Raw genomic sequence first — 23752 nt, 5'->3', positions numbered from 1 at the left:
CCCGCGAAAAACTTTATCGTCCCACCTTATTTTTTTCGATGGAATCCAGCACCCGCTGATTCAATGCCAACGCCGCATTGTATCCCATTTCCTTCTGCTTGAAATTGCGCGTGGCGATTTCGATGATCATGGACATATTGCGTCCGGTGCGCATGGGAATTTCCATAACGGGCACCGACTTGTCTAGGATTTCGACCTTTTCGTCTTCGATGCCCAGGCGGTTATAATCGGCAAAATCGTCCCACGGCGTGAGCTCGATAACCAGCTCCACTTCTTTTTCTTCCATGATGCAACCGATACCAAAGAGCCGTTCCACGTCGATGATTCCGATGCCCCGAATCTCCATAAAGTGGCGGGTAATTTTAGGCGATGTACCGATGAGGCGATTGTCCAACATGCGGATGAGGACGGAATCGTCGGCAATGAGTTTGTGGCCGTTTGCTATAAGATCCAGAGCCGTTTCCGATTTGCCGATGCCGCTCTCTCCCGTAATCAGGACGCCGACGCCGTAAATGTCCAACAGAATGCCGTGGCGGCGAATGGACGGCGCCAATGCCCGCTCCAGATACGTGATCAATTTGTTGACCGCCCGGGAGGTGGAGTCGGGGGTCCTTAAAATGGTGCAGTTGTCTTCTTTGGCATACATCAACATTTCCGGGAAGATTCGTTGGTTACGGGTCACGATCATCACCGTGATCTTGTGGGCGAAAAGGGCCTTTAAGCGCATGGCGCGAACTTTGGGATCCAGCCCTTCCAGGTACCACCACTCCGCGCCGCCGATGATTTGGATGCGGTCGGGAACGAATTTCGTGTAGAAGCCGCAGAGCTGCAGGCCCGGCCGATTGAATTCCGAGGAGTACAGATGCACGTTGCGAGTGTTGTCCGCCTGATGAATCACTTCGAAATCATTGTCTTTAATCAGCTCTTCCACGCTGATGCTCATTTTTTTATTGCTCATCTTTGCCTCCTTGAAAGTGATCCACCAACGACTGTGCCGCCGCCTTCGTCATGCCGTCCACCGCTGCCAATGTCTCCACATCGGCGGCTTTGATCTTCGACAGGGATTTAAAGGCCGTCATCAGTGCCTGTTTGCGCTTCGGGCCGATGCCCGGTATATTGTCAAGCTCCGATTGAAAGCTCGCCTTGGCCCTGAGGCTTCGGTGGTAGGTAATGGCGAAGCGGTGGGCTTCTTCCTGCATTTGGTAAGTGAGGCGATAGATAGGCGAGTTTTTCGCCACGCGAATCTCCTCGTTGTTAAAGTAAATGCCCCGTGTCTTGTGAAAATCGTCCTTTACCAAGCCCGCCACGGGAATATCCAGATTCAATTCCTTTAAGACGGCGAGGGCCTGAGTCACCTGCCCCTTGCCACCGTCCATAAAGATCAGATCGGGAAATTTGCCGAAGCCCTTGCTCTCGCCTATCCCCGCCTGCTCTTTCAACCCACGCTTAAATCGGCGACTCAACACTTCTCGCAATGAAGCGTAATCATCGGGCCCTTCCACGTCTTTAATGCGGAAGCGTCGATAGTCCGTCTTCTTCGGCAAGCCCTCTTCAAAGACTACCATGGAGCCTACGGACTCCACGCCGGAAATATTGGAAATGTCGTAGGTTTCGATGCGCTCCAAGGGGCTGTCGAGAGACAGCTTTTCCCGCAGAGCGTCCAAGGTCGTCTCCACGGTTTTCTGTTTGCTGCGCATTTGATCGGAATGTTTATCCAGCATGTCGATGGCATTTTTCCGCACCATGGACATGATCTGCTTCTTCTCCCCGATTTTCGGCACGATAATGTGAACATTGGCGCCTTTCTTCTCCCCAAGCATGGCTTCAATGAGCTCCCGCTCGTCGAAGTATTCGTGGACGTAGAGCTTGCCCGGGATGTAGGCGGTGCCGTGATAAAACTGGGAGATAAAGGCTTTTAACAGCTCGCCGGGACTGTCGGCGTAGGGATTTTCCATAAAGAAATGCTCTCTGCCTATATTTTTCCCCCGACGAAAGAAAAAGATCTGTATGCACACGTCACGCCCTTGGGCCGCGAGGCCGATGACGTCGAATTCGTCGTCCTTACCCGCCGCCGTAATCCGCTGCTTCTCCGTCAGGGTATAGAGGGCCTGTAGCTTGTCGCGGATCTGTGCCGCTCTCTCGAAATCCAATGACTTGCTCGCCTCTTTCATCTCCGCTTCCAGCTCGTCGAGAAAGGCGACCTTCTTTCCGTCGAGAAAGTCTTCGATGCCTGAGATGTATGTCCGGTATTCTTCCTCGGTGACGGCGCCGATGCAGGGCCCGGCGCAGCGATGAATGTGGTAGTTCAAGCAGGGACGCACCACGGGATGGGGCTTGGAGAGGTCCAGCTTACAGTTTCTCAGGGGGAAGCGTTCGTGCAAAATGTCGATGGCATGGTTCACGGCCAAGACGTCGGGAAAGGGACCGTAGTAGCGAGCGCCGTCTTTGATCACCCGCCGCGTCTTCATGAGGCGGGGAAAGGGCTCGTCGGTGATTTTTATATAAGGGTACTGCTTGTCGTCCCTAAGCAAAATATTATACTTGGGCAAATATTCTTTGATCAAATTGGATTCCAGAATCAAGGATTCCAATTCACTGGAGACGATTATGTATTCGAAGTCGTCGATATGGGAGACCATGCTCCGCACCTTTTTGTCTTTTTTACCGTAGGAACCGAAGTATTGACGCACCCGCTTTTTTAAATTCTTCGCCTTGCCCACGTAAATAATTTGATCCAGCTTGTTTTTCATTAAATAGACGCCGGGATCGTCGGGCAAGGTTTTTAATTTTTCGCTTATGGCCGCTTGACTCATGACACGCTCCTAATCGCTAGTAAAAAACTGACCGTGCGGTCAGTTTTATAATTGAATATTATTTTTTAAACTGTCGAAGGTCTTATCGCCGATGCCGGGCACTTCCTTTAGGTCTTCCACCGCCGTAAAGGGATGGGCCGTGCGGTATTCGATAATCTTATCGGCAGTTTTTTCTCCCACGCCGGGCAGGGTCATCAGGTCCTCTTTCGAACCGTTTTGGATGCTCACCGGCCCCTTGGCCGCCAACGAATCGCCGGTTGCGGAGACGGCGGGCGCATTCTCCCCGACCTTGGGAATATAGAGTTTTTCCTCGTCGTTCAGCTTTTTCGCCAAATTAATTTGCGACGTATCGGCATTGCCGACGAGGCCGCCGGCGGCGGTGATGCCGTCCTTGACCCGGGCGCCTTTTTCCAATTGGTACAGCCCCGGATTTTGGACACAACCGCCGATGTCCACGTAAATCTTGCCGCCGATGGCATCGGCATCGGACACCGTCTCATTCGGCTCGTTAAGTTGATCCTTCTCTTCGCTTTCGATGACGAAGGAATCCTCCTTCGGCCTGTTCGCCTTCAGTCGATAATTGTAGTAAGACACCGTGAGAACCAGCACACAGGCGAACGCAAAGGCCAGCTTCTTTTCACGATCGGTGAGCTTCATGGGACCACCGAATGAATACTACTTCACGCGAGCGATGGCTTCGACTTCCAAGACGACGTTTTTCGGCAAAGCGGACACGGCGACACAGCTTCTGGCGGGCTTGTGTTCGGTGAAAAATTCCGCATAAACTTCGTTAATGTCGGCAAATTGGCCCATGTCCAAAATAAACAGATTGACCTTCATGACGTGATTTAAGTCGGAACCCGAGGCTTCCAAAAGATTTTTCAAATTCGTCAGACTTTGGCGAGTCGCTTCTTTGATGTCGGTCTTAACTTCCCCGGTTTTCGGATCCACGGGAATTTGTCCCGATAAGTAAACGACGCCGCCGTCTTCTACGGCTTGGGAATAAGGACCGATGGCTGCCACTGTTTTGTCTGTTTGAATAATTCTCATTCTTCTTCCTCGCTTTCTCGCTCGTCTTTACTCCAAAGACGTTCCAAATTATAAAACTTTCGCATGTCGCGGTGGAAAATATGGACGATCACATCGCCGTAATCCAAAATAATCCAGCGGGATTGTCCGTTTCCTTCGTGGTGGGACGTATTGTAGCCCGCCTCGGCCATTTTGTCTTCCACTTCTTCGGCAATAGCGTTTAATTGGGGTGTGGAGTTGCCGCTGATAATGACAAAGTAATCGGCGATGGATGTCATCTCCCGGATATCCAACACCTGAATGTCGGCGCCGCCTCGAGCATCGGCACTTTTTTCGATAATATCCAGCATGGCTTGAATGTTTTCTTTCGTCATAGGATCACCTCCTACTTTATTTGTACCCTGTTTTTACGGCTTTACATTCATCTTGCGAAATAATTGATCCGTTCCGTCGAAGTCCACGACGTAATAACTTAAGCCGCCGATCATATCCGCCGTTCCGGGAATCGTCGCAGTCTGAAGATTTTCCTGTCCCACGGACAGCATGGTGAGGCCCATGCGAGATACCTTGGACAGAGGCATATTGCTCGTCGTATTGTCCATATAGCTGACCAAAAGCGACGGCGCGTGCAGCACGCCCTTGGAGCTCTTTACCTTGTCAATAAACGCCGACATAAAGGCTTGTTGGGCCTTGACGCGGTCCAAGTCGGCATTTTTGTAGCCCTTTCTGAAACGCAAAAACTGCATGGCCTGATCGCCGTTTAGGTGTTGATGGCCTTCTTTCAGGTGAATGGACAGGGGCGGATCCGCCGAGGGATCTTCGTAGTCCATATCCATGGGCACGTAGACGTCGATGCCGTCCACAATGTTCACCACGTCTTTGACGAAGGCGTAGTCCACGACGATGTAATAGGGAATGTTCAGATCAAAGTTTTCATTGACGGTCTCAAGGGCCAAATCCGCCTTGCCGTATGCATAAGCGTGATTTAATTTTGTCTTGCCGTGGTCTTCGATCTTCACGCGGGAATCTCGAGGGAGGGAAATCAAGGAGGCGGTCTTCTTCTCGCCGTCGATGTCCAAAACCATCATCACGTCGCTTCGGGTGTTTTTTGCTTTCTTCGAATCTAAACTGTCCACGCCGATTAACAGCACTTGAAACTTTTCATTGCTGTTTTGCAAATCGCTGATCCAGGTCTTCGCCTCGGAATCGTCGCCCATGGTGGTGTAAAAATGCAGGGCGACCCCGCCGATGAATACGATCAGTAATGTGAGGAAGAATCCTCGAAAGAAACTTTTCATCTATTTTTCTCCATGTAGTCATTGTAACAACGGATGGTGTCCAAGCATACGGGACCGCCCCGTTGAATGAGAAACAGTAAATTCCCCTGCACCGATGCGGCCATGGCCTCGGTGAGATCCGCCTCGGCTTTTTTCCGCAAGTCGTCGACGCCGTCGAAATTGCGCATGGGCTCTAAGTAATCGGCCAGAAAGACCACTTCTTCCACCGGCGACATGTGACTGGTGCCCGTGGTGTGGTAGCGAATGGCCCGAAGAATTTCCTCGTCTTCGATGCCGTAATCTATCTTTGCCGCCTGCGCCGCCACGTAGGCGTGAAGAACTTGAGGAAAGGCCTTGAAGCTATCCAAGTCCTCGACTTTCAGGCGACGGGCTTCTTCCCACAAACGGTCCGTGTCCTTGTATTTACAGATGTCGTGAAACAAAGCCGCCGTCCTTACCTTTTCCACGTTCACCCCGTGGATCTTCGCAAGCTTTTCCGCCGTCTCCGCGACGCGCAAAATATGTTTGTAACGCTTTTCGCCGATGGCATCGACGATTTCTTCAAATGCAGGCTCTTTCAATAGATGTAAAACCTCTTCTTCCTAATGTAGGCCATGACCGGATCGGGAATAAAATATTTCACCGACTTTCCCTGACGAATGCGGTTTCTGAGCGTCGTCGAAGAAATCTCCAATAAGGGCGTGTCGATGAGCACGATGTCCGCATCATAAGTCGTCTTTAAATAGCGAATTTCTTCCCGAATGGCTTCTTTTGTAATGGCGCCGTCTCCCGGCCGTGTGGCGACGGCAAATTGCGTCAGCTTCGCCAGGGCGTCAAAGCGCTTCCACGTCTTTAAATCCTGTAAAATGTCGGAACCTAAAAAGAAGTAAAACTCGGCGTCCGGATAAACTTTTTTCAATGCGCTGATGGTGTCCACGGAATAGGTGGTCTTTGTCTGCAAGACCTCCAGATCCGACGTGTCGAAATAGGCATTGTCCGCAACGGCCAGCTCCACCATTTTCAGGCGCTCCTCGCCGGTGACGGCGTAGTTGTGCTTGTGAGGCGCATTTCCCGTAGGAATAAAGAGCACCTTGTTTAAGCCCAAAGAGGCGCGCATATACTCGCTCATCATTAAATGACCCATGTGGATGGGATTAAAGGAGCCGCCCATGATCCCGATTTTCATAACTACTCCAGAACGATAACCGGGTCTTCTTTGGCGGGCCGGTAGAGGGTGAGCTTGCTGCCTATTCCCTGAACGAATTCCGCATCCAAGGCGTCGGTTAAAATTTGTGCCGCCTCATTTAATTCCACTGCCGTGTTTTGCAAAAGAGCGATCTTCACCAGCTCGTGATCTTCCAATAATTTGTCGATCTGCTCGATGACCCCCGGCGTTATGCCGTTTTTGCCGATTTGCATCAAAGGCTTCATGCCGTGTGAAAGGCGCTTCAGCTGCGCCCGTTGTTTTCCTGTAATCATAAGCTCCCTACTCGAAAAATTCAAATTCATAATCCGCGATAAAGACGGATTCGCCTTCTTCTATGCCCAACTCCCGCAGCTTGTCGATGACGCCGTTCTTCCTGAGGTTTTCTTGGAAGTAGCGCAAAGAATCCCGGTCGTCGAAGAAGGTGGAACCCAAGAGGCGCTCGATATAAGGTCCGTCCACAATGTAGCGGCCCTCTTCTTTTCTCACCGAAATGCCCGGTTCTCTTTCTTCCTCTTCCACATAGTATTCCTCGTCCAAGCTGTCGTATTCAATGTCCGTGTTTTGAAGCACGTCGTAAACCTTGTATAGCATGGGTTGAAGGTCTTTGGTGGTGGCGGCGGATCCTGAAAATACAGTGTAGCCGCGACCCTCCAATTCCTTCCTGAGCTCCGGTTCCCGTTCCTGAGCTTCGGGCAAGTCCATTTTGTTGATGAACACGATTTGCGCCTTGTCCTTTAAGGCGATGTTGTAATCCTCAAGCTCCCGATTAATGGCTTCGAAATCCTCCAAGGGATCCCGGTAATAGGCGCCGCTTCCGTCCAAGACGTGAATCAGCACGCCGCTTCGCTCTACGTGGCGCAAGAAATCGTGGCCCAGGCCGACGCCTTCCGACGCCCCTTCGATCAGGCCGGGAATGTCGGCGCAGACGAAGCTCTTGCCGGGACCTAAATAGACCACGCCCAGATTCGGCGAGAGGGTCGTAAATTCGTAATTGGCGATCTTCGGCTTCGCGCTGGATATGACGGAAAGGAGGGTGGATTTTCCTACATTAGGAAAGCCCACGAGGCCCACGTCGGCGAGGAGCTTCAATTCCAAAATAATGTTTCGCTCCTGGCCCTTAAAGCCCATTTGGGCGAAGGTCGGGGCCTGACGGGTGCTGGTCGTGTAGCGGGCGTTGCCCTTTCCTCCGCCGCCGCCTTGGGCGATGACGAAGCGCTGACCCGCTTCCTTCATATCGACGATGATTTTTTTCGTCTTTTCGTCCCGCACCAAGGTGCCCACGGGAATTTTCAAAATAATATCCTCGGCATCGGCGCCGAATTGTTTTTTGTTGCGGCCGTTTTGTCCGTTTTCCGCCTTGTACATGCGTTTGTAGCGAAAATCCATGAGCGTCCGCATATTTTCATCGGCGACGAGAACCACGCTTCCGCCTCGTCCGCCGTCGCCCCCGGCCGGTCCTCCGGCGGGAACGTATTTCTCTCTGCGCCATGCGACGGCTCCGTCGCCACCATTGCCGGCTTTTACCGTAATGGAACAAATATCGACAAACATCTCACACCCCCAGTATGATTGGTATTATATCACAGTCCGATTTATCAAAAGATCTCCCTTGTCTAAGCTATGTATAAGAAAAAATAAACCGCAGATTTCTCTGCGGTTTTTCTTATGCTAATTCTTCTGCGGGAAGAACGTTAACTACTTTTTTCTTTTTACCACGACTTTCAAAGGAAACGCGTCCGTCGGCGGTGGCAAACAATGTGTCGTCGCTGCCGATTCCTACGTTTAACCCGGGATGAATCTTCGTGCCTCTTTGACGTACGAGAATGTTGCCGGCTAATACGTGTTGTCCGTCGCCTTTCTTCACGCCGAGACGTTTCGATTCGGAGTCGCGACCGTTTTTAGAACTACCCATCCCCTTCTTCGAAGAGAAGAGTTCAAGTGTAAACAGAATCATCTAAACCTCCTGAGTCTCTATTTTAATGTAATTTTCGTATGCACCTTCGATGGCTTTTAAACCGACTTTCATGGAACGAAACAAAAGCTCCGTTTCATCGGACACGACATCCTCCGGCAGGCGAATGCTTACATAAGCCTCCGACTGTTCGAAAGACATGGTGTCTTCGTCGATTGAAAGCAAATCTTCCATGGATAACGCACAGGTCAAGGTCAGGGCACTGACGCCGTGACAGACGATTTCGCCCGTCTCGTCACCTTCCCCTGCGTGATTGTTCGCCAGAAATCCTAAAATCTTTCCGCGGCGAACAAAGAATGAGACCTCTGTCATTATGCCAAGGATCCGATTTCTACCAGTGTATACGGTTGACGATGGCCACGCTTAATGCGTTCGTTTTTCTTTGCTTTGAATTTGTAAACGATGACTTTCTTGTCCTTCGCTTGTTTCAAAACTTTCGCTTCGACTTTTGCGTCGGCGACGTAGGGCTTGCCTACATTCACATTGCCATCTTTTGCGACGAGAAGAACCTTGTCAAAGGTTACGGCATCTCCTTCGTTGGCATCGAGCTTTTCAACCTTCACCAAGTCACCTTCGTGAACGGTGTATTGCTTTCCGCCGGTTTCAATCACTGCGTACATTGTAGCACCTCCTCTTTACAAGACTCGCCCCGATAGGTGCTATGCTTATTACCTATAAGGTGCGGTTACATCATGGTATAATACCACATTCCGCCGCCGATTACAATTCTTTCTCCCGTTTTAATTTGTTTTTTACCGCTTCCCGGTGCCTTTCCTCCGCCTCTTTGTACTGAGCCTCGAAGGGCAGCTCCTTTCGCTCGCGGGCGATTTCGAAAAGGCCCATGGCGCTGAAGCCGTAGACCGTCGTGATCATGGGCCCTTCCGCCAGCTGCTTTTCCATATGCTCCGTTAAAGCCGCCATTTGCCCTTTGTCCATGCCGTGAACGAAGTCCACGACGATCATGCCGCTTAAATTTCTGAGTTTGATCTGCTTGACGATCTCATCGGCGGCTTCCATATTCACCTTCATCCGCGTGGCGTCGAAGAGGCCGCTCTTTTTTACCGCCGCCATGTTCACGTCCATGACGTAGGCGGCTTCCGTGGAATCGACGACCACATTGCCACCGGAAGGCAGGGGCAGGGTCTTTTGAAAAATGGAATTCCATTGGCTGCGCCACTTGGCCGTGGAGCGAATGCTGAATGAAGGGTCCACCACGCAGTTTAAGTACTTGGGCAGACGGGCGATGAGTTTTTTGTCGTTGACCACCATAGGCAGCTCCCGATGGCGGTTGAGAAAGTCCATGGCCCGGTCCTGACTTAAGAGAAGCTGAGTCTTGGGCAGGAAATTCACCGACGCCTCGATTTTTTCCATCAGCTCCCACAGATGCTCGTACTCGACGGCCATGTGCTCCAATTGACAGGAGGCGGCCTCGGTGCGAATAATCATGCCTGCGGACTCGCCCAGGGATGCGGCCCAATGCTTCAGCCGCTTTCTGATGTCCTCGTCGTCGATGCGCTTGGAGATCCTAACGCCGGAAGACTTGGGCAGCAGGACGAGATTTTCTCCCCGCAAGCTGTAGTCCATGGAAAGCACCGCCCGCTTTTGATCCAAGGGCGTCTTCTTTACTTCCACGATAATGGCGTCGCCGCCTTTAATGGTGTCGCGGTAGGACTTTGGATAGACGTTTTTCATGGGGAGATAGCCCGTGTCCTCTTCCCCGAAGTCCACGAAGGCGCAGTCCATGGCGGGCAGCACGTTTTTTACATAGCCACGGTAAATATTTCCCACGGCAGAGGGATTGGACAGCAGGTGAATCTCCCGAATCACCTCGTGCTCCATGAGACCCATGATCTTCGGATCCTCTCCGTCGGCAAATAAATAGGCATTAGAGCCGTACTTCATGATCCTCACCGTCCCAACTTTTGATCCGACGAATTTGAATGTAGTCGATATCCACGCCCTCGGCTTCGAAAAGCCCCGTTAAAAAGCGATCGGGCCGCAAATTTCCGTTGCCCCCGGCACGCAGGACGGCGTAAAGGGACGTGCCTTTCTCTTCTTCTTTCCAGTCCAAAGAAAAGATGCCGTCTTTAATATCTTCTTCCACGACGATGCGCTTCTTGCCCTTTTTCTTGCGCCGGCGCACGAGGATTTCCTCCTTGGCCATGGCCTTCTCCGCCAATTTCTTGAGCTCATCGGCGCCGTCGTAGTAAGCCGAGGGGAAAAAGAAGCGGTACTGCGTCTTGGCGATGCGCTCGAAAACCGATGTCGGGTCGAAGTCCGCGGTGGCCTCGATGATCTCCATGCCCTTGGGCAGGGCTTCGTTCAGTGTATTTCTTATGGCTTCGGGATCGGAGCCGTCTTCCACTTCCAGGTCCATAACTTCAAACTCGCTCTCCATACCCACGCTCAAGGGCTGGGCGATGGAAAGCTTCTGATGAGGATTGAAGCCTTCGGACCAAAGGACGGGCACCCCCGTTCGCTGAATGGCCCGATTAAAGACGCGTATGGTGTCTAAGTGGGAGATAAATTTAATCATGCCCGTCTTTTTAAATGCCATGCGCAGCTGCATGAAACTCACCCCACATTTCGCAATCTTCGATGCCGCAACCGTTGCATTTTCTGCGGCAGTCCGGCGTGGTCAGCGCCTTCATGGATTTTTCGTACTCTCTTTTCAAATAGGCCTTCTTCACGCCGATGTCGATAAAGTCCCAGGGCAGCACCTCGTCGAAGTCCCGCTCCCGATTGGCGTAAAAGTCCCCGTCGATATCCGCCTCTTCCATGGACTTCACCCACACGTCGTAGCGGAAAAATTCGCTCCAGCCGTCGAAGATCTGTCCGTTTTCATAGGCACGCAAAAGGAGCTTGCCGATGCGCCGATCGCCCCGGGCCAGAACGGCTTCCATGCGGGAAACATAGGGCTCGTGGTATTGGAATTTAACCTTCGGATCACGCACCGCCCCTTTAACGGCTTGGATCTTTTCGAAAAATTCGTCGATGCTGTCCTGTCCCACCCATTGAAAAGGCGTAAAGCCCTTGGGCACGAAGCAGGAAGCGGAAGCGGTGACGCGGAAATTGCCCTGAATCTCTTCCTTGGGCCGATTGAAAAAGGCGTCCTTCACCTTGTAGGCCAAGTGGGCGATGCCCAAGACGTCCTCCATGGTCTCTCCGGGCAGGCCGATCATGAAATAGAGTTTGATCCGGCTCCAGCCTTCCTTAAAGACGGAGTTCACCACCCGCATCAGGTCTTCTTCCGTGACATTTTTGTTGATCACATCCCGCATGCGCTGGCTCCCCGCTTCCGGGGCAAAGGTGAGCCCGCTCTTGCGCACCTTCTCGATTTCTTTCAGTACATCCACGATAAAGCTGTCCAATCGCAGGGAAGGCAGACTGATGCCCACATTCTTTTCTTCGTAGGTGCGGCTCAGCTCCTTCACCAAGGGCATGAGCTGCGTAAAGTCGCAGGAAGAAAGGGATGTGAGGGATATTTCGTCGTAGCCCGTGTTTTTTAAAACGGTTTCCGCCATTTCCGTCAGCGTGTCCACGCTTCGCTCCCGAATGGGCCGATACATCATGCCCGCCTGACAGAAGCGACAGCCCTGGGTACAGCCGCGGAACAGCTCGATGACCGCCCGGTCGTGGACGGTTTCCAAAAAGGGCACGATCTGCCGGTCCAATTGGAAGGTGCCGTTCATATCGTGAAGGCGCACCCGCTTGATCACGGGCTTCGCTTCGGGAACCAGCGGCCTGTGGCTTAAAATGGTGCCGTCTTCTTTGTAGGTCACTTCGTAAAGGGAAGGCACATAGACGCCTTCCAAGGCGGCCAAAGAAAGCAGGATTTCTTTTCGATTGAGCCCTGCTTCCCTGCCCTCTTTGATTTTGTCCATGACCTGAATATTTAAATGCTCCCCTTCGCCGATTAAAAAGCAGTCCATAAAATCCGCCAAGGGCTCCGGCGTCGTGGCGCAGGGCCCGCCGGCCATGACGAAGGGCTCTTCTTCTCCCCGCTCCTCGGCGAGGAGGGTGATATTTGCCATGTCCAACATATAGAGGATGTTGGTGTAGCTCATTTCGTATTGCAGGGTAAAGCCCACCACGTCGAATTCCGACAGGGGCGTCTTCGTCTCCAAGCTATAGAGGGGAATGGCTTCGTTTTTCATGGCCTCGGCCATGTCCGGCCAGGGCGCAAAGGCGCGCTCGCAGGCGTAGTCCGTCTCGTTCATGGCGAAATACAGAATCTGCATGCCTAAATGGCTCATGCCCACTTCGTAAACGTCGGGAAAGCAAAAGCAAAAACGAAGGGCCGCCTCTTCTTTGACGATGCTGTTTAATTCGCCGCCGATGTAGCGAGCGGGCTTCTCCACTTTTTTCAAACATTTTTCCAGTCGTTCAGCTTCTATCATGGAAACCTCTTTCTAATGGTCATGGGCCACAAGTCTACCGTCCTTTGAATATGGACCAGAAGGATTTTTTCTCGCCCTTTTCTCCTGTTTCTCCCTTCAGGGAAAAAGCCGGCTTCTCCATTTCGTTAAAGAAGCGGGCATCTTCCAAGGGCAGGCTCTCAATCTTTTCCAGGGCCTCTCTGTCCCCGGGCTTCAGTCGATTGGCGATAATCGCCACGGGGACGGGGCATTTATTTTTTCTCAGGATAAATTGAATGCGGTCGAAGGCGCGTACAGAGCCCGGCTGATTGGTGATGACGCAGTAAAAAATGTCCGCCACCTCGGCCCAGGCCGCGATGTCCTTCTCCCTGTAGCGAGACAGGTCCACAAAGACGTCGTCGTCTCCTAAGCTCTTCACCGCTTTGGCGAAGTCCTCTTCCTCGATTTCTTCCAGGTCGTGAAAAATATTGCCTTGGATTAAATCGTAGCCCTCGCCTTCAATCGCCACCTCGGACACGGCCTTTCCCTGAAGAAAGTCCATATAGTCCTCGATGGCGTCCGGCGGCTCCGACAAAAATAAATCCTGCACCCGGGTGCGATTCGATGCCTCGATTAAAAGGCCTTTCGCTTCTTTGGCAAAGTCGCGGGCCATGGTGCTGGTGCCGCAACCGCCCACCGTCGATAAAATGACTGCTATCATACTTACTCCGTTTCCAAACGCGTCTCCGTCGGGAGGGTTTCGTCTTTAATTTCTTTGTAGAAACCGAAATACTGTGCCAATACCTGCTGCATCACCGGCCCGCAGTTGGCGCCGTTGCCCCCTTGGATAATCACCACGGTGACGGCGACTTCCGGATTGTCCGCCGGCGCATAGCCCACTTGCCATGCGAAGGAGTCGTAGGTTTCTTTTGTGTAAGGATTGGCTCCCGCCCGCTCGGCACTGCCGGTCTTCATGGCCACTTCCACGGGGAAATCCTCGAATAGGCTGGCGTTAAGACCCGCCGTGGACACGAGCTTCATGCCCTTTCTCAGGTCCTTGTAGTACTTTGGCTTCAAGCCCACCTGCTTTACCGGCTCCTTGTCGTGCTTTTTGTCGCTCAATAAAGTCAGGGGGTAGAGATCGCCGCCGTTGGCCAGGGCCATGGCGTAGCGATTCATTTCCGCCGGCGTATAGGCATTGGAGCCTTGGCCGATGACCACATTCATGGTGTCCGCCATGTTCCAATTGGCCTGATCGATATAGGTGTATTTCAAAAGATCCGCCAAAGGCACCCGTTGGTCCTTGCCCACCTTATCCGAATCCACCTTTAAGTCTTGCAAGAAATTATAAACTTCGTCTCGTGTCATGGGCTTTTTATCGTCTAATGTCTTGACGATGGCATCCACGGCCTCGTCCTTTTCCTTATCCGTTGAAAGGCGGGACATATAGACGGAGCGATTTTCGTTTAAATGCCGGCGCAAGAGGGCCTTTAAGGTCTTCTTCTTGGACTCGGGATCGGGAATAATCCCCTTGCTTTCCCGGGGAATATTGATCTCAAGTCCCGTCCGCTCGCCGAGGCCGTAGCGTTTCGCCATGGCGGCAATTTCCGAAGGCTTCACTTGAATGCCCAGGTCCTTCCCGCCCCGTTGATCCACGCCGAGACCTAAGGAGTAAAAATAGTAGTTACAGGAGTCTCGAAGGGCGTAGGCTAAAGTTTCCGCACCGTGAACCTGGCGGCTCTGATTCCAGAGCCAGCACCCGAAGATTTGGCGGCCGACTTCCACATAGCCGCCGTCTTGGATGGCCATGTCGGGATTCAGACCCTTTTCCAATGCCGCCGATGCGGTGACCATTTTAAAGATACTGCCCGGCTGAATCGCCGATTGCATGGCGATATTATAGAGGGGACGCGGCGCCAATTGATTCTTTTCTTCCTTGGGCTTTAAGCTTTCCCAAGCCGAGGGATTGATGCCCTTGGCAAAGAGATTGGGATCGTAGGAAGGATAATTGGCCATGGCCAAGACTTCCCCGGTGTGCACATCGGTGACGATAACGGCACCGGAGGCGGCGTTTTTAAAGGTGCCGCCCTTTTCCCTGCTGGTCAGATAATTAAAGGTGCCCCAAGGCGATACATAGGGCGTGGCCGTGCGAATTTGTTGAAGGGTAGTGGCTAGGCTTTCTTCCACCTTTTTTTGCAGCTCGATATCGATGCTCAGGCGCACGTCCTTTCCGGGCGTCGGCGCCACTTCCCGAACGACGCCGGTGGTGTTACCCGAGGAGTCTACGGACACGGTCTTTCTGCCGTCGGTGCCTTTGAGCCTGTCTTCAAAGACCTGCTCCATGCCGGTCTTTCCGATAAGGTCGTTGCGATTGTAGCCCTTCTTCTTCACGTACTTGTCGATTTCCTTATCCATGGCGATGTTTCCGATATAGCCCAACACGTGGGCCGCCAAATTCCCTTCGGGATAATAGCGGATGGGCTCGACGGAAATATGAATGCCCGAGCGATTGGACAGCTTCTCTTCGATTTTCGCCACGGTTTCGTCTTGGATTTCGTAGGCGTAGTTAATGGGCATGTAGGCGTAACTTCCCTGACTGCCGATGGAATCGTAAATATTTAAAATGCCGAAGACCTCGTAGGGACTCAGCTTCTTGTCGATCTCAAAGCGGTCCCGCTGTGCCTCGAAGATTTTTTGAGAGGAAGCGGCGCCCTTCAGCCCCGCCCCCTTGGCGAAATCGATGGCATTGTTTAATTCGGTGTAATTGGGCTTTTCGCCGCTGACGGAAATACCCGTCACCGTGCCTTCGTCGATTAAATAGGCTTGAATCTTTTCGGGCATGCCGTCCAGGGCGGCAAAGTCTTTTCTATTTTTCTTCTGCGTCACCACGTGGACCAATTTATCGTAGGCGAGATTGCCTTTCTTGTCCACGACGACGGTTTTATCGTTCTGTTCTTTTAAAGACAGGTCCGCGCCCTTTTCGCCGGCGAAGTCCACGCTGTCTTTTAAGATCTCCTCGCCGGAGAGCAGAAATTTCTCCGGGTCCCGCTTCGCCAACACGGCGATTAAATCTTCCGCCGCGGAAGAAGACCAGGTGACGTCTTTCGATATGTCCATGAGGCGCACCTTGGCCTGAATGTAGCCGTCGTAATATTCGTTTCCGTAGGTTCTGAGGCTGATGTCGGGCACGTCTTTTTTTACGATTTCGTAGGCCAGCTTCCGACCGATGGGATGGGATAAAATTTCCTCCACATGCATGGGATGATCCGTTAAAAAGGCGATTAAATCTTCCCTCGCTTCGGATTTTTGGCTAAGGCCGTAACGTTCCTTAAAACGCGCCGCCTTTTGAGGATCCGTATAATAGACCCGGCCCGCCGAGGCTTCCATGCCGCCGTCTTGAAAGACCCGCTGACGAAGCAGCTGCTTCATCACCGAGTAATCGTAGTGGGCGCGGTAGGGCTTTTTCCAGCGGGCGTTAAGAAATTGCGCCAGCTTGTCCTTTTCCATTAAGGCGTCCAGGACTTCGGCCTTGGGCTCGTCGGCGTACTTGTAGTCGTTCAAATCCCGATAGACGAAGGCATTTAACACGATGGGATTGGCCTTCATGTATCCCGCCCCGTCTTCTTCCAAATAGCGGCTCAGGAGCAGGTAAGCGTCGTTTTTCTCTTCCCGGGTGAAGCGGTCCAGCTCGTCCTTGCGAATCTGTACGGCAAAAACGGGACGGTTCCCCGCCAGGACCACGCCGTTTCGGTCGCGAATCTTGCCCCGCTGAGCCGTAATGGCGATGTCTTTGACCCGCCGCTCGTCGGCGAGCTTTCGAAATTTGTGGCCCTGAAAAATCGTAATATGAAACAGTTGCAAAAAAAGAGCGACAAAAAGAATAGCCATCACCGATGTAAAGATCTTGTGGCGATTCCATTTCTTCGCTTTTTCCCAAAAATTATGCATCGCTATCCCTTTCAAGGACTCGGTAGTCTGTCACATGTTTTAAAAACCAACGGCTCATCAGACCGGCGTAAATCCCCGTGGACAGGGGCACGGTGAAAAATTCGTAGGAGTCCACCATGCTGATGTGCCAGCCTAAAATGATCATCAGAATGAAAAAAACCAACTCGCAAACGGCGGAGGTTAGTCCCACGGCCACGCCCGTCGCCATAGGGGACGGATGGGGAATGAGCCGCCGCCACAAAAAGGCCGCGCCGATAAAAAGTCCGTGCAAAAGCACATAGGGCCCCACGGCCGCCGCAACCGCCGCATCCATGACCAAAGCCGAGGCGAAGGCAAAGGCTATGCCCCACTTCGGGCGCAGGCGGAAGAAAAGAAAGATGGCCGCCGCCGGCAAATAGCCCCGTAAAATCGAGGGGAAGCTTTGAAAAACCGGAGAGGTGTAGATAAAGGGCGTGAGTAGTAAGAGCACGTAGCTTGAACGTTTCATCTCTCACCTGCCAGCACGAACACGCGGTAGATATTGTGGAAATTGATTCCGCTGTCCACCTTAATGTTTTTCACCATTTTGTCCTCGTCGGTGCTCACTTCGCTGACGGTGCCGATGTACATATCCGGCTCGTAGCCGTCGCCGATCCCCGTAGTAAACAGGGTGTCCCCCACCACGATATCCGCATAGAGATCGAAGGCATAGCCTTCCAGCCGGCGGTTCACGCCGCGAAGGACGCCGCCGTCGGAGGTGCGAATGCTGCGAAAGCTAATGGCGTTTTCCTCGTCGATAATGCTGCGCACCTGAGCAGAATAGGGCGTGACCTTGGTAATGTAGCCGATGACCCCTTCCGCCGAGGCGTCGTCGCCTTTGTTCATGGCGGCGATGACCGTGTCGCCGACGCGAATGCCCGCCTTGGATCCCTTGTTAATGGTAAAGCGGTGAAAATACATTCCCGACGACTTGGCCGTCACTCGCGCATCCACGGCACCCAGCTTCTTGTTGTTGCGAATGGCATAGGCATTGGAGAGAAAAGTGGAACGATTGACGATGTCTTCCAGATTCTTGTTTTCCTTCTTTAATTGCTGCAGCTCTTTTTTCATGCGCTTGTTTTCGGCGCTTAATGAAGTGACGTGGAGCAGGCTGTTGGCCCCTTCGCCCACGTAATTCAGGCCCGTGCCCAAGGTGTCGGTAACGGGGCTGATGGCGGTGCCCACGGCGAATTCCAGGGCGCGCAAAGCCCCCGCCCCCAACGAGGTGAAGCCGAAAAATAAAAACAAGACCACGAGGGCGCCTCGCACTATCCATTTTTTCTTGAAATCTTTTAAGGGCTTCATAGCCTATAACGCTCCATCTTCTAAAAAACTGTAAAAACTGTGATCGCCGATAATAATATGATCCACCACGGGAATGCCCAATAGCTCTCCCGCCCGCTTCAGGCGCTCGGTAAGACTTCTGTCCTCGGAAGAGGGCCTGGGGTTGCCCGCCGGGTGGTTATGTACCAGGACGATGGAATGACACTTCTTGCCGATGGCTCCCTGAAAGACGTCCCGAGGATGCACCACGGTGCAGTCCAGGGTGCCTCTGGAAATGCACTCCACAAATTGCAGCTGCTTCTTTACATTCAGGCCGATGACGCGAAACTCCTCGTGTTGCAGGCCCATGAGATCGTCCATAACGAAATCCGCAATGGCCTTCGGCGTGTTTAATGGCACGGCCTGTCCCATGGGCCGGCGCATGCGGCGAGCCATTTCCACCATGCCCACCAGGCGGGCGGCCTTGCTCTTGCCGATGCCCTTCACGGAAAGAAAATCGTCGTAGGTGCCTGTAAAGAGACAGGTCAACCCCTGCCTCGAAGGGGATTTTCTCTCCAGACTGTCGATAATATCCTGCGCCACTTCGATGGCGGTTCTCCCCTCCGTACCCGTGCGCAAAAACAGAGCCAAGAGCTCGCTGTCCGACAGGGCCTCTGCGCCGTAGGTCAGAAGCTTTTCTTCCGGCAAGGTGGCGGGGTCGTAGTCTAAAAGTTTCTTCTTTTCCCTATTATCTTCCATCTCCCCCTCCTTTCAGCCGCTTCACGACGGAGTCCACGTGCATGCCGATGACCGTATCCATGGCGCCTTCCACGGTGATTTTAAATTCGTCGATTTCCTGTACGCCGTAGGCGCCGGCTTTGTCCATGTATGTGTTTTTATCTAAATAGGCCTTCATTTGCTCGTCGGAAAAATCTTCGAAGTGCACACGGGACAGATCGTAGTCCACGTACTTCTCCTCGCCTAAAATACAGTAGGCGCTGATCACCTCGTGCACCCGCCCCCTTAAAGCGGAAAGCATGGCCTCGGCTTCGGCGCGGTCCTCGGGCTTGCCCAAAATCTTGCCCTCTGAAACCACCACCGTATCCACGGCGACGACGGTATCTTCCGGCCGTTTGTCTTTCACGCTCATGGCCTTTTGGTAGGCGAGCTGCATGGTGTAAATTTCCGCAGGCGACAGGCGCAAATGCCTTTCGTCGTAGGTGGGTTTTTCGATTTCAAAGCTCAAGCCCGCTTCCGCCAACAGCTTTTTTCTGCGGGGAGATGACGATGCTAAGACAAGACTCATAGACGCACTCCGATCGTTTCCAAGTGGCGGCTGGCGTAAATGGCCGTCAAGCCGACAAAGTATCCCGTAAATAATCCTAAGATGAGTAAGAGGGGCAGATAGGTCAACAGACCCATATTGTGCACCATGACAATGGCCGTGGCGACCTGTCCCAAATTGTGAAAGAAAGAACCGATAAAGCTGATCCCGATTAGGGATGCACTCTTAATGGTCCTCAGGGAGAGGATCATGGTCAAAGAAGACAGCAAGGCGCCGGTGCCGCTGTAAAAAAAGCTGGACACATTGCCGGTGACGAGCATGAGCAGCACGCTTTTTAATATGGCAACGGTAAAGCCTTCCTTGGGACCGAAGATCACGATGGTGGTGAGGATCACCACATTGGACAGGCCCAGCCGCGCGCCGGGAAGGGGCACGGGCAAGGGCACCATGGTTTCGATGAAACCGATGGCCACGGCGATGGCAACCATCAATCCTAAAAAAATCTGTTTACGTAAATTCATCATTACCTCAACAATACATCCATGGTAGGGGTCTCGTCGCTTTTTATTTCCGCGATAATACGGTGGGGCAAACAGACGATCATCTCGCCCGGCCGTTTGATCGGGGCCATTTTTAAGCAGATGCCGTCGGGGCAATCGGCCTCGGTCATGCGAGCCCCCTTCTCGTCGATATGAAGCTTGTTCGTACCGCCATGGGAGTGAAATGTATAGGTCTTACCCCTATGGTCTGCGTCCATGGGAATCTTTTTTACTTCTTTTCCGTCGATTTGTACGCTGACGTAGACGTGGGCCGCTTCTTTTTTCGGCACGAGCTGCGTCGCCCCCAGGCCCAGTGCCACGGCCAAAATCACTATGGCGATAATCACATCGGTTCTGTTCATAGCTCCCCCTTTTTCAACATTTAATTATACCATAGATAGGCACAGGAAATAGAAAGCTGCCGTGGGAAAAAACGAAAGCCCCGGCATGAACTATTGCCGAGGCTTTCTCGTTGAAACGATTACCTTTTCTGTTAAAAATTCTTTGCTATTACATCGTCCACTTCATCCTCCGGCGATCCCTTGACCTTTTTCCACATTTCCGGGTGAAAATTGTAGGTTTCTTTTATACTAATCGAGCCATTTTCTTCTTTGCCGTCAAATCCGAAAATCGCCGCCAAAAGATCCAGGTCCATGTACAAATCACCGCCTTTTTCTATAGGCTTATGCTTCGGAATCGTGTAGTCATAGGTTGTCCCCGTTTCTAAGTCTGAATCCAAACTAATGACGAGGTTTTTATCAACGTAGTAACTCATATGAAATTCTTCGCCGATGCCGGGCCATGCATAGAAGTACCATGCATTATATTCTGCATCCTTAAACGCGTATTTTTCCCGGCCTTCGAAAAAGAATTGAATTTGATATTCCGTTAGGTCGTCTTGATTGAAATTCTCGGCACAAGCTTTATTCATCTCGCCGACGGGATAATAGTTAACACCATCTTTTCGAATGACATCCATCTTGCCTACGTCCTTGTCGTTGATGCGCACGTTCACAGACCCGCCCTTATCTGCGGTTTCTTTTCCTTTTTCCGCCTTCACAAATTGGCGGCTCTTTTGATCGTAATCGTAGGTCGTTTCTCTTTCCTTGCGCACGCCGCCGGTTTCAGACATTTCCAAATAGGTTTCGTTATTGACGAAATGATCGCCGATTTTATCGAAAATATCGATGTGAGAGGAAATATCCGGCTCGTATACCTCGTTGTCCTTGACGCCGTAGAGATAGCCCGTACCGCCCGTAGTGAACAACTTTCTCAGATAGAGATAAGCATCTTTTCCGGCCACCAAGAGATGGGGATCGTCGTCAAATCTGTCTTCTTCCACACTGCGAACTTCCCGGGGTTTTAAATCTTCATCGATATAAATAAGCTTCAAGCCGTCACCATTCTGTGCAATGGCGTAGGCGGCGAGCTTGCCGTTGTTATCGTAGTCGTGAATCCATAAGCATTCCTTCCCGCTTTCGGTGGTGTAAATGGAGAAATTGTCCGCTACAAATTGGCGAATTGTCTTTTCGTCCTTGCCGCTATCGGGCTTGCTCTTCTTTTCCGGCATATCGTTGAGATAGCGCGAAGCGATTTGATCGAAATTCTCTTCGTTAAAATCCAGAACCTCTAAGGGCTTTAGGCTGTTCCTGAAGTTCTCCATGTCCTGTGCGTCAAAGGGCTCTTTGGTTTCCTCTACGATTTGAATCTTCGAAAACACATCACTTCCATTGGGATAGAGCTCACTGGGATAGGGCCTCCCTTCGTCGCCTGAGAAATCGACGTCATGGAAGGTGGCAAAGCCCTTGCCGTCGGCGGAATAGCCGTAGTTAATCTTCAAGACGCCGTCCACCACATTGAGCTCGTAGATGGTGCCGTCGGATGCGTCGTCGATGTAGAGCCTGCCGTCGGCGTCGGTATAAAGGCCCGTGGATAAAATGCTTTGGGCATAAGGCTCCAAGGTATTAAATGTGGCGTAGCTGCCGTCGGAGAAAAATTGCACGATGCAGAAAATGTAATGCTCCTCGATTCGATTAGACATAATCAAGAGGGGATAATTAAACCGACTGTCGTCGTAAAATGTAAATCGAATATTCGGATCCACGGTCATGGACGTGACCCGTCGTTCCATGACGGAGTCACCCAGATCTTCTACGAGATACGGCGCCTGTCCGGTTAAGATCTCGTCGTAAAGGGGGACCATGGCTTTTTTCATGACGCGCTTTTTGTAAAACTTCGTCTTCCCCACGGTGCCGTCAAACACGCTGTGAACCACGCGCTCAGGCACGCTCCACTGCGGGTTGTAGCTCTGTCTGGGGATGGGACTACCCTTTCCGCTCACACAGCCTGTGAGCAGTAAGAACAAAAGAAAGATCGACAAGTAACGCTTCATAAAAACCTCCTCACTTTTATTTATTTATATTATAGCATGTTAAAAAATAAAAGCAGCGGTGCTTTCTGCGCACAAAAAAACAGTGCCGACGGATAGTCGACACTGTTTCAAAACAAAATTATTGAACCTTGCTGTTGTCGTCTGCGGCGACGACTTTTTCTTTTTCAGCTGCCTGTTGAGCGGCGGCTGCTTTCTTTTCTTCAGCAGCTTTCAATTTCTTTTGTCTTTCTTTTTCTTTCATTTTTTCAACCCGTTCGGGATATTCCACAAAGATGGCGCCGGTGGGGCACTTCGATGCGCAAATACCGCAGTTGATGCATTTCGAATAGTCGATCCTTGCCAAATTATCTTCGACGTGGATGGCGTCTTTCGGACAATTCCGTTCGCAAAGACCGCAAGCGATACATCCGATGGAGCAATTGGTGCGTACCACCTTGCCCGGATCGTGGGTCGAACATTTTACTTCCGTTTGTTGTTTGTAGGGCATGAGGCCGATGATCTTCTTCGGGCAAATGTCGATACATTTTCTACATGCCACGCATTTTTCTTTGTCCACGGAAGCGATGCCGTTTTTAACGTGGATGGCGTCGAATTCACAGACGCTGACGCAGGTGCCGCCGCCTAAGCAGCCGGAAGCGCAGCCTTTGGAGCCGCGGGCGTAATCGCCGATGAGGCGGCAATCCACCATGCCGCTGTATTCGTATTTGTTCTTGGATTTGTCGCAGTCCCCTTGGCAACGAACGACGGCGACTTCTTTTTCTACATCGCCTGCCGCTTGTCCCATGATTTCAGCGACTTGTTCAGCCACTTCTTGACCGCCGATGGCGCATCCGTTAACCGGAGCGTCGCCGGCTACAATGGCGTTAGCCATCCCGGCACAGCCGGGGAAGCCGCAAGCCCCGCAGTTGGCGCCGGGCAGTGCATCTAATACATTGACGACGCGGGGGTCCATATCTACGGCAAAGACCTTATCGGCAAATGCCAACAAGACGCCGAGAAGCATACCCAACACGCCTAAAATAATGACCGCATAAATTACGTTTTGTGCATTCACGTGAATCGCCCCCTATACTAATCCTTGGAATCCCATAAAGGCGATGGCCATTAAGCCGGCACTGATCAGCGCAATCGGGACACCTTGTAACGGTTTCGGAATCGGCATGATTTCCATGCGTTCACGAAGAGCACTTAATAAAAGCAGTGCCAAGGTGAAACCTAAGGAAGCACCTAAACCGTTAATGATGGCTTCGAAAAGATTGAAATCACTTTGAATGTTCAAAACGGTGACACCCAGTACCATACAGTTGGTGGTAATCAGGGGTAAGAACACGCCCATGGCGGAGTACAAAGAGGGAGATGATTTTTTAATAAACATTTCTACAAATTGTACCAGGGACGCGATAACGAGAATGAACACGATGGTTTGTAAGTATTCCAAGCCGAATACATTTAAGACGAAATGTTGAAGTAACCAGGTAACCGCCGAAGCGATGACGACGACGAAGGTAACGGCGACGCCCATGCCCGTTGCGGTTTCCGTCTTCGATGAAACGCCCAAGAAGGGGCAGATCCCGAGGAATTTCGCGAAAATGTAGTTGTTAACTAAAATGGTCGATATAAGAATCGTAATAATCGTTGACATAGTCTACCT

General features: G+C 51.8%; 27 protein-coding genes. All 27 read right to left on the bottom strand.

Going from position 1 to position 23752, the window contains the following annotated elements; translation table 11 throughout:
* Positions 1 to 13: 13 nt before the first annotated feature.
* Positions 14 to 958 (bottom strand): HPr(Ser) kinase/phosphatase, encoded by a 945-nt coding sequence (hprK, locus tag BN7444_RS07060; protein WP_245654204.1) that lies wholly within the window; start codon positions 956 to 958, stop codon positions 14 to 16.
* Positions 948 to 2813, bottom strand: a complete 1866-nt coding sequence (gene uvrC, locus BN7444_RS07055) for an excinuclease ABC subunit UvrC (protein WP_068457657.1) — start codon at positions 2811 to 2813, stop codon at positions 948 to 950. Before uvrC ends, hprK begins: the two co-directional genes overlap by 11 nt.
* 45 nt (positions 2814 to 2858) lie before the next feature.
* Complete coding sequence (locus BN7444_RS07050) at positions 2859 to 3470, bottom strand: ComEA family DNA-binding protein (RefSeq protein WP_068457655.1); 612 nt, start codon at positions 3468 to 3470, stop codon at positions 2859 to 2861.
* An 18-nt stretch (positions 3471 to 3488) separates the two neighbouring features.
* Positions 3489 to 3863, bottom strand: coding sequence for a RidA family protein (locus BN7444_RS07045; RefSeq protein ID WP_068457653.1), 375 nt, complete (start codon positions 3861 to 3863; stop codon positions 3489 to 3491).
* Positions 3860 to 4216 (bottom strand): ribosome silencing factor, encoded by a 357-nt coding sequence (rsfS, locus tag BN7444_RS07040; RefSeq protein ID WP_068457651.1) that lies wholly within the window; start codon positions 4214 to 4216, stop codon positions 3860 to 3862. Before rsfS ends, BN7444_RS07045 begins: the two co-directional genes overlap by 4 nt.
* A gap of 33 nt (positions 4217 to 4249) precedes the next feature.
* Positions 4250 to 5140 (bottom strand): LCP family protein, encoded by an 891-nt coding sequence (locus BN7444_RS07035; protein ID WP_068457650.1) that lies wholly within the window; start codon positions 5138 to 5140, stop codon positions 4250 to 4252.
* Positions 5137 to 5700, bottom strand: coding sequence for a bis(5'-nucleosyl)-tetraphosphatase (symmetrical) YqeK (yqeK, locus tag BN7444_RS07030; RefSeq protein ID WP_082941308.1), 564 nt, complete (start codon positions 5698 to 5700; stop codon positions 5137 to 5139). The genes BN7444_RS07035 and yqeK overlap by 4 nt, the downstream gene beginning before the upstream one ends.
* On the bottom strand, positions 5697 to 6305 hold the full coding sequence (gene nadD, locus BN7444_RS07025) for a nicotinate-nucleotide adenylyltransferase (protein ID WP_068457648.1): 609 nt from the start codon (positions 6303 to 6305) through the stop codon (positions 5697 to 5699). Before nadD ends, yqeK begins: the two co-directional genes overlap by 4 nt.
* Before the next feature lie 2 nt (positions 6306 to 6307).
* Positions 6308 to 6598 carry a ribosome assembly RNA-binding protein YhbY gene (yhbY, locus tag BN7444_RS07020; protein WP_068457646.1) on the bottom strand — a complete coding sequence of 97 codons (291 nt, stop codon included), beginning with the start codon at positions 6596 to 6598 and terminating at the stop codon, positions 6308 to 6310.
* 7 nt (positions 6599 to 6605) lie between these two features.
* Positions 6606 to 7877 carry a GTPase ObgE gene (gene obgE / locus BN7444_RS07015; protein WP_068457644.1) on the bottom strand — a complete coding sequence of 424 codons (1272 nt, stop codon included), beginning with the start codon at positions 7875 to 7877 and terminating at the stop codon, positions 6606 to 6608.
* Positions 7878 to 7989: 112 nt separating this feature from the next.
* Positions 7990 to 8280 carry a 50S ribosomal protein L27 gene (gene rpmA, locus BN7444_RS07010; RefSeq protein ID WP_068457642.1) on the bottom strand — a complete coding sequence of 97 codons (291 nt, stop codon included), beginning with the start codon at positions 8278 to 8280 and terminating at the stop codon, positions 7990 to 7992.
* Positions 8281 to 8610: a ribosomal-processing cysteine protease Prp gene (locus BN7444_RS07005; RefSeq protein WP_068457640.1), complete on the bottom strand. Its 330-nt coding sequence runs from the start codon at positions 8608 to 8610 to the stop codon at positions 8281 to 8283.
* The gene (gene rplU / locus BN7444_RS07000; RefSeq protein ID WP_068457639.1) at positions 8610 to 8918 is read right to left on the bottom strand and encodes a 50S ribosomal protein L21; all 309 of its coding nucleotides are present in this window, start codon (positions 8916 to 8918) and stop codon (positions 8610 to 8612) included. Before rplU ends, BN7444_RS07005 begins: the two co-directional genes overlap by 1 nt.
* A 100-nt stretch (positions 8919 to 9018) precedes the next feature.
* Positions 9019 to 10200: a ribonuclease E/G gene (locus tag BN7444_RS06995; protein WP_068457637.1), complete on the bottom strand. Its 1182-nt coding sequence runs from the start codon at positions 10198 to 10200 to the stop codon at positions 9019 to 9021.
* Complete coding sequence (locus BN7444_RS06990) at positions 10184 to 10867, bottom strand: TIGR03936 family radical SAM-associated protein (RefSeq protein ID WP_068457636.1); 684 nt, start codon at positions 10865 to 10867, stop codon at positions 10184 to 10186. Before BN7444_RS06990 ends, BN7444_RS06995 begins: the two co-directional genes overlap by 17 nt.
* Positions 10845 to 12698, bottom strand: coding sequence for a TIGR03960 family B12-binding radical SAM protein (locus BN7444_RS06985; protein ID WP_068457633.1), 1854 nt, complete (start codon positions 12696 to 12698; stop codon positions 10845 to 10847). The genes BN7444_RS06990 and BN7444_RS06985 overlap by 23 nt, the downstream gene beginning before the upstream one ends.
* A gap of 34 nt (positions 12699 to 12732) precedes the next feature.
* Complete coding sequence (locus BN7444_RS06980) at positions 12733 to 13377, bottom strand: CpaE/TadZ family protein (RefSeq protein ID WP_068457631.1); 645 nt, start codon at positions 13375 to 13377, stop codon at positions 12733 to 12735.
* A gap of 2 nt (positions 13378 to 13379) precedes the next feature.
* Positions 13380 to 16604, bottom strand: coding sequence for a penicillin-binding transpeptidase domain-containing protein (locus BN7444_RS06975; protein WP_068457629.1), 3225 nt, complete (start codon positions 16602 to 16604; stop codon positions 13380 to 13382).
* Complete coding sequence (locus tag BN7444_RS06970; protein WP_068457627.1) at positions 16597 to 17091, bottom strand: hypothetical protein; 495 nt, start codon at positions 17089 to 17091, stop codon at positions 16597 to 16599. The genes BN7444_RS06975 and BN7444_RS06970 overlap by 8 nt, the downstream gene beginning before the upstream one ends.
* Positions 17088 to 17927: a rod shape-determining protein MreC gene (mreC, locus tag BN7444_RS06965; RefSeq protein ID WP_068457626.1), complete on the bottom strand. Its 840-nt coding sequence runs from the start codon at positions 17925 to 17927 to the stop codon at positions 17088 to 17090. The genes BN7444_RS06970 and mreC overlap by 4 nt, the downstream gene beginning before the upstream one ends.
* Positions 17928 to 17930: 3 nt before the next feature.
* Positions 17931 to 18644 carry a RadC family protein gene (radC, locus tag BN7444_RS06960; RefSeq protein ID WP_068457624.1) on the bottom strand — a complete coding sequence of 238 codons (714 nt, stop codon included), beginning with the start codon at positions 18642 to 18644 and terminating at the stop codon, positions 17931 to 17933.
* Entirely contained in the window at positions 18634 to 19191 is a 558-nt protein-coding gene (locus BN7444_RS06955) for a Maf family protein (RefSeq protein WP_068457622.1), read from the bottom strand. The genes radC and BN7444_RS06955 overlap by 11 nt, the downstream gene beginning before the upstream one ends.
* Complete coding sequence (locus tag BN7444_RS06950; protein ID WP_068457620.1) at positions 19188 to 19691, bottom strand: Gx transporter family protein; 504 nt, start codon at positions 19689 to 19691, stop codon at positions 19188 to 19190. Before BN7444_RS06950 ends, BN7444_RS06955 begins: the two co-directional genes overlap by 4 nt.
* Positions 19692 to 19693: 2 nt before the next feature.
* Entirely contained in the window at positions 19694 to 20071 is a 378-nt protein-coding gene (locus BN7444_RS06945) for a NusG domain II-containing protein (RefSeq protein ID WP_068457618.1), read from the bottom strand.
* Between the two features lie 131 nt (positions 20072 to 20202).
* Positions 20203 to 22101: a hypothetical protein gene (locus tag BN7444_RS06940; protein WP_068457615.1), complete on the bottom strand. Its 1899-nt coding sequence runs from the start codon at positions 22099 to 22101 to the stop codon at positions 20203 to 20205.
* 118 nt (positions 22102 to 22219) lie between these two features.
* The gene (locus tag BN7444_RS06935; protein ID WP_068457612.1) at positions 22220 to 23155 is read right to left on the bottom strand and encodes an RnfABCDGE type electron transport complex subunit B; all 936 of its coding nucleotides are present in this window, start codon (positions 23153 to 23155) and stop codon (positions 22220 to 22222) included.
* A gap of 12 nt (positions 23156 to 23167) precedes the next feature.
* Complete coding sequence (rsxA, locus tag BN7444_RS06930) at positions 23168 to 23743, bottom strand: electron transport complex subunit RsxA (protein ID WP_068457610.1); 576 nt, start codon at positions 23741 to 23743, stop codon at positions 23168 to 23170.
* Between the last annotated feature and the right edge of the window lie 9 nt (positions 23744 to 23752).

Source organism: Peptoniphilus pacaensis, from assembly GCF_900088125.1.
GTDB classification, from domain to species: domain Bacteria; phylum Bacillota; class Clostridia; order Tissierellales; family Peptoniphilaceae; genus Aedoeadaptatus; species Aedoeadaptatus pacaensis.
Note: the sequence above shows the minus strand (reverse complement) of the source record. Positions and strands in the feature narration are given on the sequence as shown.